The sequence below is a fragment of the Streptomyces sp. NBC_01283 genome (assembly GCF_041435335.1).
GTDB lineage: Bacteria > Actinomycetota > Actinomycetes > Streptomycetales > Streptomycetaceae > Streptomyces.
The window spans coordinates 4,270,425-4,282,386 of sequence record NZ_CP108430.1 but is presented as its reverse complement, the minus strand read 5'-3'; the positions used below and the strand labels follow the sequence as shown (position 1 = coordinate 4,282,386).

Sequence of the window (11,962 nt, the reverse complement as noted above, 5' to 3'; positions counted from 1 at the left end):
CAAGTCCCCGTGCCGGACGGCGACTTGTTCGCGAGGGGCGGTAAGCCACTGCGGCCGGGCGATTGGCAGGTCAGGCGAGATCATCACCGCCACAGCGAACCCCCGACGCGCGCCTTGGAGGCGTCTCATGGGCGTAACCGTGCATGACCCGGTATGCGGACCCGAACAACCGGAGCAACCCGAACTCCCGCGTGCCTACACCCTGTTCGCCCTGGCGGACGCGAGCTCCCCGAAGATCTGCCGTGACTTCGTGCGCGGCGCACTGCTGACCCTGGGCCTCGCCCACCTCGCCGAGGCCGCCGCGCTCTGCACCTCGGAGCTGGTGACCAACGTCCATCAGCACACCAAGGGCGACGTACACCTGAGAGCCGCCATCGCACCCACGCACGTACGCGTCGCGGTGTACGACGGAAGCGACCGCCTGCCCTCCCCCAGAAGCGCCCCCGCCGAGGCCGAGGGCGGCCGGGGCCTGTTCCTCGTGACCGCACTGTCGGACCTCTGCGGGGTGACGCCTGCCGGGAGGGGCAAAGGCGTGTGGTTCCAGCTCAATCGTTGAACGGGTGGTAGGTGACCACGTCGACGTCGGCGGGGATGGCGTCCAGGCCGGTGACGCCGGGAACGGGGACTCTGAGCTGTTCGAGAGCCGGAAGTTGCGCCAAGGGGGCGACATCGAACGTCGTCGGACTTGCCGAGGGGAGCACGTTCAGCGCCTTGAGCCCTGGCAGGATCCTCGGAATGCGGGATGCCGCGATTCTCTGCCCCCCTGTCGGAAACAGCTGCAGCAGTGAGATGTCGGGCAGTCTCAGGTCGGAGGGGGCGCAGGCGAAGCTCGCGGAGGCCAGTGACAGCTCGGTGAGCTGGGGGAGACGCGTGAGGGGCTCCCATGCCTCCCCGGTGTTCAGGAGGTCGGATTCACCGAAGATCACCCACTTCAGCCCGGGCCATCTGTCCATGTGCCGCAGGTCCGTCAGGTGACTGAGGGCCTCGAAGATCCCCAAGGTGCGCAGGGGCGCGTCGGGCGGGAAAAGGGAGAGGCTCCAGGGCTCGTACACGTTGAATACGCGCAGAGCAATGAGGTTGCGCAACGCTCCGAGAGCCTCCGTCGTGAGGCGTGCCGGGTGGATCTTGAGCATCAGGAAGGTGGGTTCACAGGCCACGAGCAAATGGGAGGCAGCCTGTGGGGAGACGCCCTCGCGGATATCGAGATGACGGGGACGCAGCCCCAACCGTGTTATCTCCGCCACCTGTTCGTCGGTGCGGAGGACGAAGTGGGTAACCCCGTCGTCCAGCTGCGAAATGACCTGGTCCGCGTAGGCCCGGCAGTCATAACGGCTCCAGCCCCACATGAGCTGGCTGCGGACGCCGATGCCGGGATGACGCGCGAATCGTGCGAGGAAGGGGATCGCCGCGTCCGACTGGACGTGCGTCGCGGTGATCGCCACATGACGGGCGTCCTCGTCATCCAGTCCGTCCAGTCCGTCCGGCCCCGGGAGCAGGTCCAGGACCATGGGCCCGACCGCGGCGAGTTCACGTGCGTCCAGCGCGTTGCGCGGCGGAATGAGAGCCGACATCCGCTGCTCCACCTCCGTCCGCACCGCCGGTGCCAGCTCTGCCGCATGTTCGAGGCAGGCCGCCGTCAGCAGGTGGACCCGTTTCCTGACGTGCCCAGCGGGGAGCTTGTCCGCGACTTCGAGCAAGTCCCGGAATATCTCCGCCCGTTCACGGGGGCGCGCCTGAGCCACCGCCATCCGGATCACGTCCTCCCACTGGTCGTCGGGCGCCTGGCGGGCGAGGAAACCGAAGTCCCCTTCGTCCACGGCGGCCCGCGCGCCGAGGAAGTCCTGGAACGTGCGGTGGATGAAGTCGACCGTACGAGGACCCGGCTCGCGGAGGAGTCCGCTGCGGTGGAGGAAGTGGGCGTACACCGCCTCCGCGTCGCCCAGTGCGGCCAGCTCCGGGACGGCCGGCAAGGCGTCCGCGATGATGGCCTCGGCCCGTGAACGGTCCATCACCGTACGGCCGTTGCGGATCAGCCAGTAGGCGAGGCGTTGCAGCAGTTGGAGCTGCGGCTCCTCCCGGAGCTCCGGTACGTGCATGTCGCGTTCCCGGTCCCGGCGGATCAGCAGCATCGACAGGGCCGCCGCGTACAGATCCTTCCGGCCCAGGGGGAGGAAGCCCCGCCGGTCCCTGTGCAGCGCGCAGATCAGACCGCACATGAGCGGGTTGGTCGCGAGGCGGCCGAGGTCCGGCTTCACCGCCACCGCTTCCAGGAGTTGCCCCTCGTACGCGAGGAGGGGCTCGTCCTCCTCGGGCGTACCTGCGCGTGCCGCCCGGTGCCAGCGGTGGATGAACGCGGCCACCTCCGACCGGCTCATCGGCGACAGCGTCAGTTCGGTGAACGCCTGCTCGGCCAGCCAGTCCTCACCCACGGCCGAAGGGCGCGACGTCACGAGCCACCGGTTGCCGGGATACGCGTCGATCAGGTCGCCGAGCCACTCGCGCGTGCGTGAGCGCTCCGACTCCGGGATCTCGTCGATGCCGTCGACCAGGACCAGTGCCCGGCCCGACGTCAGTACGCGGGTCTCCCAGCCGGTGGGCTGCGAACCCGCCAGGGGGGAACCGACCGCTCTGAGGAAGTCCGCGGGGGCGGGGAGGCGCTCGCCGTGGCGGGTGAGGGTGCGCAGGGGGAGTACGTAGGGGATGCGGTCGTGGAGGTACGTCATCCGGCCGTCGGGCCCGACGGGGTCGGCCGCGCTCGCGCTCACCGCGAGCCACTGCACCAGCGTCGTCTTGCCGGAGCCCGCCTCGCCCCGCAGGAGCACGCGGTCGTGGTCCGCCAGGGCCTGGTCGGCGGGGCGGGCAGCCTCGAATTTCTGGTTGAAGGTCGCCAGCGCCTCGCCGAGGGATTCCCGCAGGGAAGAGGCCCTCATCTCCGGGTCGGAGCCCGAGGGCAGCGTCTCGAAATCCAACTCGAAGGACGTGTCGGGCGAGGGGCGTGCCGTCGCCTCCAGCGACATGTACGCCGCGTCCAAGGGCCACCGTCCCGGCGAATTCACCAGATCGATCCCGAAGATCGTCAGTCGGTTGTGCTTCCTCGCGACCGCCGCGAGGTAGCGCCGCTCGAAGCGCGCGTCGAGGGCATCCACGCGGGGGCTGCGCGCGATCAGCTCGTCGAGCCTGACGATGAGCTCCGCCTGCGTACGGCTCTGCTCGACCAGGGAGCGGGCCACGAACGTGGAGCGCTGCGTGAAGAAGTGCAGGATCTGGAGGCAGGCCCACTCGGTGACCGAGCCGAGGAAGAAGTCGGCGTCGGCCGACAGGCCGGTCGGGGGCGTCGCACGGAGCAGCTCCTTGGCGAGCGCGCGGTGGCCCCTGGTGACCGCCTCGATGTCATTGAGGCCGAGGTCGCCGAGTGCGAGGAGCACGCGGGCCAGGGCGTGGGCGACCGCTGTCCTCTCCTCCTCGGGAAAGGGCCGCTCACCCGGCGAGGACAGGGACTGATCCACCAGCCGGGCCGCGAGCCGCTGCACGTCCTGGTCTGTGAGGGTCCGCTTCTCGCCGCGGAAGGAGACGAGCCCGGAGATGCGCACGGGCCGGTCCACCAGGCCCGCGCCCGGCCCTTCCTGCACGAACAGCTTCTTGACCAGCGGTGCGACCAGGCTCGATGCCAGGCGGGTGCCGAGGACTGCGGGATCCATGTGCCGTTCCCCCCGAGGGCCGTGAATCGGTGGCCAAGCGTAGTCCCCGTCACACTCACCCCTCGGTGGATCTTGCGGTCCGGTGACATGACGCACAGGCGATATGTCCGGTACTAGACGGAATAGTGGTGCCGCCCAGCCGCCTCGTCGGGACCTTCGGCACGCAACCCCCGGGACCTTCGACGCGTCGGCGGGGTTCACCCCCGGGACGTGCCAGTGCTGGCCCGAGATGCCCTCTCGAAGTGGGGTTAAACCTGACGTCAGCCGTTAAAACCGGCAAGTAGTTGAAGGGGGAATTGTCGGGATTTGTAGGTGTCAAGAGGTCGAAAGGGGGGCGGTCGGCTACGGCTTTAGGTAGTAGATGGGGGGTTTGAGCAGGGGGTGGGGTGCGGGTTACCAAGGTGAGGCCCCGACGGAACGCAGCGAAGCGTCTGCCGGGTCCCTTTATGTCCCAGTCCGTGCCACGCAGCGACAGCGGCGGTGTCACGTACACGCTCCCCATCCCGGAGGTCATCCGCCATGTCGAAGCGCGCCACGTCCCACCAGTCCGGCCTGTCCCTGCTCCGTACGCGGACGGCCGTCATCACCGTCGCCACCCTCGGGCTCGGCGCATCGGCCGCCCTCGGTTCCGGGATCGCGGCCGCCGCGGACGCCAAGAGCGGCGCCCTGCCCGGCGTCTCCGCGAACTCGATATCGGCCCAGGCCGACGCGCAGGCCAAGGCCGCGACCAAGGCTCAGCAGGCCGCCGCCAAGAAGGCCGCCGCCTGGCAGGACCCGGTCGACAAGTACACGCTCTCCGCGTCCTTCGGGCTCGGCGGCAACATGTGGTCCAGCAAGCACTCCGGCCAGGACTTCGCCGTGTCGATCGGCACCTCCGTCGAGGCCGTGCACAACGGCACCGTCGTCAAGGCCGGCGGCAACGGCGCCGGTGACGGCCCCGCGTACGGCAACGCCATCGTGATCAAGCACGACAACGGCACGTTCTCGCAGTACGCGCACCTGTCGAAGATCGACGTGCGCGTCGGCCAGACCGTCGGCACCGGCCAGCACATCGCCGCCTCCGGCAACACCGGGAACTCCAGCGGCCCGCACCTGCACTTCGAGATCCGTACGACCCCGAACTACGGCTCGGCGGTCGACCCGGTCGCGTTCCTGCGCTCCAACGGCGTCACTGTCTGACCCGTCTGCCCCGTCTGACCCCAGCAGTCGCTCAGGCGCCTTCGTGCGCTTGCGTCACCAGATCGATGGCGACCTCCAGGATGGCCTTGCGCTTCTCCTCGGGGTCGCCTTCGGCGTCCTTGAGCACGAACATCCCGCCGTGCATCGTGAACAGCGCGCTGAAGCAGCGCACCTGGGTCGTCATCGGCGCGTCCGGGTCCCGCAGGATGTCGAGCAGGCTGAACATGCGGTCCTTGAAGGTCTCACCCGTCTTCAGGTCCCGCATCGTCGCCTGGTTCTCCTGCATGAAGCGGAAGAGCGAGGACGCGTCCTTGAGGATCTCGCTGTAGCTGGTCAGGATCGTCCGCTTGGTCTCCAGCGTGCGCGGCTGCTCCTTGCCCCACTCCACCAGCTCGTCTATGGGCCTGGTCAGGTCCTCGAAGATGCTGGTGAGGATGTCTTCCTTGGTCTTGAAGTGGTAGTACAGAGCCGCCTTCGTGACGTCGAGACGCTCCGCGATCTCGCGCAGTGACGTCTTCTCGTAGCCGTGTTCGGCGAAGAGTTCGAGGGCCACGTCCTGAATGCGTTGGCGGGTGTCCCCGCGGCGCTGCTGCTTGCCCGTGACCATCTCTTGCTCCTTGGCTCCCTCGGCTCGAATCCTTGGACCCGACTTTACTTACTTGACGCCCGGCTAGTTAGGGGTCTAGTTTCCCTCAGTGTAGCCAGCTTGCCGGTCGGCAAGTAAGTGGCAAAACGCAGTCGGGGCAACCGGGGAGTTGGGGAACATGTCGGAGATCAGGCAAAAACCGGGGGAGCAGGCGAAGGAAGCGCCTCAGCCGCGCAGTGTGCGCGTCGTGATGATGGCGCTGATGGTGACGATCCTGCTCGCGATGCTCGACAACATGATCGTGAGCCCCGCGATGCCGACGATCGTCGGCGATCTCGGCGGCATGGAGCACCTGTCGTGGGTCGTCACCGCCTACATGCTCGCGACCGCCGCCTCGACCCCCATCTGGGGCAAGCTCGGCGACATGTACGGCCGCAAGGGCGTCTTCCTCACCTCCATAGTGATCTTCCTGGCCGGCTCCGTGCTCAGCGGCATGGCCCAGGACATGGGCCAGCTGATCGGCTTCCGGGCCGTGCAGGGACTCGGCGCCGGCGGTCTGATGGTCGGCGTCATGGCGATCATCGGTGAGCTCGTCACGCCGCGGGAGCGCGGCAAGTACATGGGCATGATGACCGGCGTCATGGCGGTCGCCATGATCGGCGGACCGCTCGTCGGCGGCACCATCACCGACCACCTCGGCTGGCGCTGGGCCTTCTACATCAACCTGCCGCTCGGCGCCGTCGCCCTCGCCATGGTGACCGCCGTCCTTCACCTGCCGAAGAAGAAGGCGAAGGGGCGCATCGACTACCTCGGTGCGGCGCTGCTGACCGTCGGCATCAGCTCGCTCGTGCTCGTCACCACCTGGGGCGGCACGGAGTACGCCTGGACCTCGACCGTGATCATGGAGCTCATCGCGATCGGTGTCGTCGCCCTCATCAGCTTCGTCATCGTGCAGAAGAAGGCCGCGGAACCGATTCTGCCGCTGCACATCTTCCGCAGCCTCAACTTCACGCTGATGTCGGTGATCGGCTTCCTCACCGGTTTCGTGATGTTCGGCGCGATGCTGTTCCTGCCGCTCTACCAGCAGGCGGTGCAGGGCGCATCGGCCACCAACTCCGGTCTGCTGCTCCTGCCGATGCTGCTCTCGATGATGGTCGTCTCGTTCTTCTCGGGGCGGTTCACCACCTCCACCGGCAAGTACAAGATCTTCCCGATCGCCGGTACCGTCCTGATGGTTCTGGGTCTGTTCCTGCTGTCCACGATGGATACCGACACCACGCGGTTCACGTCGGGCCTCTACATGGCGGTGCTCGGCGCGGGCATGGGCTGCCTGATGCAGATCACGATGCTGGTCGCGCAGAACAGCGTCGAGATGAAGGACATGGGCGTCGCGTCGTCCTCGGCCACGCTCTTCCGTACGCTCGGTTCGTCGTTCGGCGTCGCGATCATGGGCGCGCTCTTCAACAGCCGGGTCGAGGACACGATGGCCTCGCGGGCCGGGGAACTGGGCGGCAAGGTCACCGAGCAGTCGGCGCAGCTGGACGCGAAGAGCCTGGAGAAGCTGCCGGACGTGGTGCAGTCCGCGTACCAGCACGCGGTGTCGGCCGGTACGCACTCCGCGTTCCTGCTGGGCGCGATCATCGGACTCGCCGCGCTGGTCGCCGCGCTGTTCGTGAAGGAGGTCCCCCTGCGGGGCGCCGGGCCCAAGGACGCCGAGCCCAAGGATTCCGCGGGCAAGGATGCCGCGCCCTCCGAGAGCAAGGCCCCCGAGGCTGCCGAGCCCGAGGCCGCTGAGCTCAAGGACTCCGAGCCCAAGGATTCCGGGTCCGTGAAGCCGGCCGGGGATGTGGCTGGGGACGCCGCACCCGGGACGCGGGACACGGTCGCAGAGTCCGTCTGACCCGCGCTCCGACTCCCTCGGCTGAAAGGGCCCCGGCACCTGAAGGTGCCGGGGCCCTTTGCGCTCCCGCCGGGAACGCCCGTACGGCTACTTGTACTTGTCCGGCAGTTGCAGGATCGGGAAGCTCCCCGTGTTGGTCGGGGCGTGCTCCGGGAGCCAGAGGACCGCCACCGCGCCCTCCGCCGGATCGTCCGGGCCCGCGCCCGCCGGGGTCACGTTGCGGAAGGTGAGCCGCGCGCCGAGGACCCGCGCCTGGCCCGCCGCGATCGTCAGGCCCAGGCCGTGGCCGACGCCCGCACGGTCCGTGCTGCCGGTGCGGAAGCGGCTCGGCCCCTCCTCCAGGAGACCCGCGGGGAACCCGGGGCCGTGGTCGCGGACCCGCACCACGCGGCCCTCGACGCTGACCTCGACCGGCGGCTTCCCGTGCTTGGCCGCGTTGGCGAGGAGGTTGCCCAGGATGCGCTCAAGACGGCGCGGGTCGGTGGTCACCTCCGACTCGTGCACCACCGTCACGCTCACGTCCGAGTTCAGCACCGCGATCCGCCGCGTCACGAACTCGCCGAGCATCAGGTCCTGCAGCTCGGCCCGCTCGGCCGCACTGTCCAGACGGGCCACTTCGAGTACGTCCTCGACGAGCGTGCGCATCGCCTGCGCCCGGTCCCTGACCAGCTCCGTCGGACGGCCGGGCGGCAGCAGTTCGGCCGCCGTGAGCAGGCCGGTCACCGGCGTACGCAGCTCGTGCGCGATGTCCGCCGTCACCCGCCGCTCGGCTTCGAGGCGCTGCTTGAGCGCGTCCGCCATCGCGTCCACCGACCGCGCGAGATCATCGGTCTCATCGCGTACGACTCCGCCGATGGCATCTCGTACGCTCACGTCGGTCTGCCCCTGGGCGACCTCCTGCGCCGCGGTCGCCGCCTTGCGCAGGCGTCGCGAGAGCTGGCCGCCGATGAGCACGCCGAGCGCGCAGCCGCCGAAGACGACCGAGATGGAGCCGATGACCAGGGCCTGGTCGAGGTCCTTCATGACGGTGGCGCTGCGGTCGGTGAAGCGGGTGTGCAGCGACAGGATGTGGCCGTCGCTCAGCGGCACCGCCGCCCAGATGTCAGGCACCCCGCCGTCGTGTTCCTCCACGAAGGTCGCGCGGCGTCCGGCGAGCACCTTCGTCAGGAGATCCTTGGGCATCTCCGGGTCGTCGATCTTCATGCCGAACTGGCCCGTGCGCCCGGACGTCTCGTAGATCCGCTGGGCGTACAGGATCCGCTCGTCCTGCACGTCGCGCGCGTTGTCGAGCATCGAGACGCGCGCCGCGTTGTGCACGACCAGGCTCAGCGCCACCGCGACAAGGGCGCCGACCAGCGCGATCGCCGCGCTGATCTTCCAGCGCACGCCGGTACGCAGGCCGGAGCCAAGACGCGTGCGCAGGCGGGCGCGCAGCGCGGCCACCGTCCCCCTGCTCATATGTGTCCCCCGAGACGCGTCACGCCTGCGAGCCGCCGCGTGACGTGGTTGAGATCAGCCATGCCGTCGGCTCAGGCCTTGAGCTTGTAGCCGAAGCCGCGGACCGTCTCGATCCGGTCCTGGCCCACCTTCGTGCGCAGCCGCTGCACATGGACGTCTACGACACGGGTGTCGCCGCCCCAGCCGTAGTCCCACACGCGCTCCAGGAGCTTGTCGCGGGAGAGGACCGTGCCGGGCGCGGACGAGAATTCGAGCAGCAGACGCATCTCGGTGGGCGTCAGGGCCACCGGGGCACCGTCCTTGCGGACCTCCATGCCCTCCGTGTCGATCTCCAGATCGCCGAAGTGCAGCACACCGCCGTCCGCCGGACCGCCCTCACCGGCGGCGGGCGCCGCCGAGTCGGGGCCGCTCGCGTGCCCGAAGCGGCGCAGCACGGCGCGGATCCTGGCCACCAGGACGGCGCCGTCGAAGGGCTTGGTCACGTAGTCGTCGGCCCCAGCCTCCAGGCCGAGGACGACGTCGATGGAGTCGGCACGCGCCGAGAGCATGATCACCGGGACCGTGGACTCGTCACGGATGCGGCGGCAGAGCGAGACGCCGTCGAGCCCCGGCACCATCACGTCGAGGAGCGCGATGTCCGGCCGGTCGGCACGGAACGCCTCAAGGCCCTGGAGCCCGTCGGGCATCGCGGTGACGACGAAGCCGTCCCGTTCGAGCGCGAGCTGCGTCGCCTCGCGGATGACGTCGTCGTCCTCGACGAACAGGACATGGGTGTGTTCTGCCATCGGGTGCTCTCAGTTCTCCGTCGGAGCGGGTGCGTCGCTGCCCGCCGCGCTGCTGTAGTGACTGCGGGTGCGGTCCGTCTCGGTGAAGTGGTTCGAGGACCAGCGGTACGTGATGACTTCCTCGCCGGACGGATACGACACCGGGTCACCCTTCTCGTACACCTGCTTGGTGACCACCAGGTCGCCCCGGTCGATCTCCGCGTAGACGGGCGGCTCCTCGTCCTGGAAGACATTCTCGTACTTCTTGCCCTCGGGGCGATACACGTAACTGCTGGTGCCGACCGCATCGCCGCAGGTCATGATGTTCACGACGACATCGGAGGCGGATCCTCCGGTCAGGTTGCCGTACGAGACGTCGACCGGATACTCGTCCGCGACGCAGGGCTTCAGGTCGCGCTTGACCGTCTGGCTCACCTTCGGGTCGTCCTTGACGAGCTTCACCGCCTCCAGGCTGGTGGGCGGCGCGGGCGCGGACGTCGTCGTCGGCGTGGGGGACGGCGAGGGGGTCATCACCGTCTCGCCCCGGTTGCCGGGGCCCTCGTCCCTGGCGCCGGAGCCGCCGGTCGAGCAGGCCGTGACGAAAAGGCCGATGGCGGCGAGCGCGACCCCTGCCGCGCTCCCCGCCCTCAAGGTCCTGCCAGCCCGGGTGCTTAGGCCGCGCAACGCTCCCGCTCCTCACGTTCGAGCGCGCCGGTGGCGGGCTCCTCGCGGTCCCGGCTCTCCAGCTCCTGGCGGAGCCGGGCGAGCGCCCGGTGCAGCGTGCTCTTGACCGTTCCCGCTGACATGCCGAGCGCGGCGGCCGTCTCCTCTGTGGACATCTGCTCCCAGTGTCGCAGCACGACGACGCTGCGCTGCTTGGGTGCCAGGACCTTCATGATGTCCATCAGGAGGGCCCGGTCCGCATGCTGTTCGGTGGAGTCTTCCACGCGGGCGTCGGGCATCTGCTCGGTGGGGACCTCTTCGAGCTTGCGGGCCCGCCACCACTCCGTACGCGTGTTGATCATGACGCGGCGCAGGTAAGCGTCCGCGAGCCGCTTGTCGGCTATGCCGTCCCAGCGGCCGTACGTCCGCACGAGGGCGGTCTGCAGCAGGTCCTGGGCGTCGATGGGGTCGGGGACCAGGCGCCGGGCACTGCGCAGCAGGGCATCCTGCCGAGTGCGGACGTACTCTTCGAACTCGAGCACCTCGCCGTGCGCCATACCTAACCGCCTCCGTTCCACCCACATGCTTCCGACCGCTGTCCTTGCCTGTGCGGTACTCGAATGAAGCTACGGATGGGTTGTCACGGGGCTGTGCGGAGCAGCCAGCGGAGGACGCACGGCCTTCCGTCGGTTGTGTAACAGATGTAGGCGGGCTGTAAAGCACGGGCGTTTTGAGCGGAGTTGTCGGCTGCTCTCAGGTGAGGGGCAGGCGGTAGAGCCCCTCGGGGAGCGGCTCGACGAGACCGTCGGAGACGAGCCCGTCCAGGGCGCGGGCCCGCTGCACGGGTTCGTCCCACACCCGGTCGAGGGTCGCCTGCGGTACGGGGGCGACGGCCTCGCGGAGGACCGCGAGCAGCTTGCCGCGGACCTGGCGGTCCGTTCCCGCGTACGTCTGGCCCCGGCGGGCCGGACCCTGGTGAGCCGGTTTGCCCGCCGCCTGCCACGCGCACTGGGCGGCGATGGGGCAGCGGGCGCAGTTCTCGTTCTTGGCGGTGCAGACGAGGGCGCCGAGCTCCATGGAGGCGGCGGCCCAGCGTGACGCGGTGCGCTCGTCCTCGGGGAGGAGGGCGCGGGCCAGCTTGCGCTCGGCGGCGGTGGTGGCGTTCGGGGGGTACTGGACGCCGGTGACGGCGCGTGCGAAGACGCGGCGCACGTTCGTGTCGAGTACGGCGTGACGCTGGCCGTACGCGAAGGAGGCGACGGCCGCGGCCGTGTACTCACCGATGCCGGGCAGCGCGAGCAGCTGCGCGTGCTTGGCCGGTACGTCGCCGCCGTGCCGTTCCGTTATGGCCACGGCGGCGCCGTGCAACCGGAGCGCGCGGCGGGGGTAACCGAGGCGCCCCCAGGCGCGGACGGCTTCACCCGGGGCCTCCTCGGCGAGGTCGGCGGGGCGGGGCCAGCGGGCGATCCACTGCTCGTACACGGGCAGGACGCGGCTGACCGGCGTCTGCTGCAGCATGAACTCGCTGACCATCACGCCCCAGGGTCCGGCGTCGGGCCGCCGCCACGGCAGGTCGCGCGCGTTCGCGTCGAACCAGGCGATGACGGGGCTGTGCAGGGCCTCGCCGGCGGGCTCGGGGCTGTCTGACATTGGCATGGGCTTCGTGGGCGCAGTCATGGCATGACGATCCTGCCACGGGGGCACCGGAGGTCGA

At 69.4% G+C, this 11,962-nt stretch carries 10 protein-coding genes; 3 read left to right on the top strand and 7 right to left on the bottom strand.

Going from position 1 to position 11,962, the window contains the following annotated elements; all coding sequences use genetic code 11:
• The first annotated feature begins 127 nt into the window (after nt 1-127).
• On the top strand, nt 128-556 hold the full coding sequence (locus OG302_RS19440; RefSeq protein WP_371527938.1) for an ATP-binding protein: 429 nt from the start codon (nt 128-130) through the stop codon (nt 554-556).
• On the opposite strand, the gene OG302_RS19435 is transcribed toward OG302_RS19440, so the two are convergent.
• A complete protein-coding gene (locus OG302_RS19435) occupies nt 546-3,698 on the bottom strand; it encodes an NACHT domain-containing NTPase (RefSeq protein WP_371527937.1) in 3,153 nt (1,050 codons plus the stop codon). The two genes, OG302_RS19440 and OG302_RS19435, sit on opposite strands and share 11 nt — an antisense overlap.
• Nucleotides 3,699-4,217: 519 nt before the next feature.
• Here OG302_RS19435 and OG302_RS19430 point away from each other — a divergent pair.
• Complete coding sequence (locus tag OG302_RS19430; RefSeq protein ID WP_371527936.1) at nt 4,218-4,877, top strand: M23 family metallopeptidase; 660 nt, start codon at nt 4,218-4,220, stop codon at nt 4,875-4,877.
• 31 nt (nt 4,878-4,908) lie between these two features.
• On the opposite strand, the gene OG302_RS19425 is transcribed toward OG302_RS19430, so the two are convergent.
• Nucleotides 4,909-5,484 carry a TetR/AcrR family transcriptional regulator gene (locus OG302_RS19425; RefSeq protein ID WP_371527935.1) on the bottom strand — a complete coding sequence of 192 codons (576 nt, stop codon included), beginning with the start codon at nt 5,482-5,484 and terminating at the stop codon, nt 4,909-4,911.
• 157 nt (nt 5,485-5,641) lie between these two features.
• Here OG302_RS19425 and OG302_RS19420 point away from each other — a divergent pair, with 157 nt between their 5' ends.
• Entirely contained in the window at nt 5,642-7,363 is a 1,722-nt protein-coding gene (locus tag OG302_RS19420; protein ID WP_371527934.1) for an MDR family MFS transporter, read from the top strand.
• An 87-nt stretch (nt 7,364-7,450) separates the two neighbouring features.
• Here OG302_RS19420 and cseC read toward each other — a convergent pair whose 3' ends face one another.
• From cseC to OG302_RS19395, 5 genes are all read right to left on the bottom strand, one after another.
• Entirely contained in the window at nt 7,451-8,821 is a 1,371-nt protein-coding gene (gene cseC / locus OG302_RS19415; RefSeq protein ID WP_371527933.1) for a two-component system sensor histidine kinase CseC, read from the bottom strand.
• Between the two features lie 71 nt (nt 8,822-8,892).
• Nucleotides 8,893-9,606: a two-component system response regulator CseB gene (cseB, locus tag OG302_RS19410; RefSeq protein WP_361829458.1), complete on the bottom strand. Its 714-nt coding sequence runs from the start codon at nt 9,604-9,606 to the stop codon at nt 8,893-8,895.
• 9 nt (nt 9,607-9,615) lie between these two features.
• Nucleotides 9,616-10,269 carry a hypothetical protein gene (locus OG302_RS19405; protein WP_371527932.1) on the bottom strand — a complete coding sequence of 218 codons (654 nt, stop codon included), beginning with the start codon at nt 10,267-10,269 and terminating at the stop codon, nt 9,616-9,618.
• On the bottom strand, nt 10,257-10,805 hold the full coding sequence (locus OG302_RS19400) for a SigE family RNA polymerase sigma factor (RefSeq protein ID WP_361829462.1): 549 nt from the start codon (nt 10,803-10,805) through the stop codon (nt 10,257-10,259). Before OG302_RS19400 ends, OG302_RS19405 begins: the two co-directional genes overlap by 13 nt.
• 196 nt (nt 10,806-11,001) lie before the next feature.
• The gene (locus OG302_RS19395) at nt 11,002-11,925 is read right to left on the bottom strand and encodes an A/G-specific adenine glycosylase (RefSeq protein WP_371527931.1); all 924 of its coding nucleotides are present in this window, start codon (nt 11,923-11,925) and stop codon (nt 11,002-11,004) included.
• Between the last annotated feature and the right edge of the window lie 37 nt (nt 11,926-11,962).

Coding starts and splice junctions, on each gene's coding strand:
- OG302_RS19440 (WP_371527938.1), top strand. CDS start 128: ATGGGCGTAACCGTGCATGACCCGGTATGCGGACCCGAACAACCGGAG.
- cseC (WP_371527933.1), bottom strand. CDS start 8,821: ATGAGCAGGGGGACGGTGGCCGCGCTGCGCGCCCGCCTGCGCACGCGT.
- OG302_RS19435 (WP_371527937.1), bottom strand. CDS start 3,698: ATGGATCCCGCAGTCCTCGGCACCCGCCTGGCATCGAGCCTGGTCGCA.
- OG302_RS19420 (WP_371527934.1), top strand. CDS start 5,642: ATGTCGGAGATCAGGCAAAAACCGGGGGAGCAGGCGAAGGAAGCGCCT.
- OG302_RS19430 (WP_371527936.1), top strand. CDS start 4,218: ATGTCGAAGCGCGCCACGTCCCACCAGTCCGGCCTGTCCCTGCTCCGT.
- cseB (WP_361829458.1), bottom strand. CDS start 9,606: ATGGCAGAACACACCCATGTCCTGTTCGTCGAGGACGACGACGTCATC.
- OG302_RS19425 (WP_371527935.1), bottom strand. CDS start 5,484: ATGGTCACGGGCAAGCAGCAGCGCCGCGGGGACACCCGCCAACGCATT.
- OG302_RS19395 (WP_371527931.1), bottom strand. CDS start 11,925: ATGACTGCGCCCACGAAGCCCATGCCAATGTCAGACAGCCCCGAGCCC.
- OG302_RS19400 (WP_361829462.1), bottom strand. CDS start 10,805: ATGGCGCACGGCGAGGTGCTCGAGTTCGAAGAGTACGTCCGCACTCGG.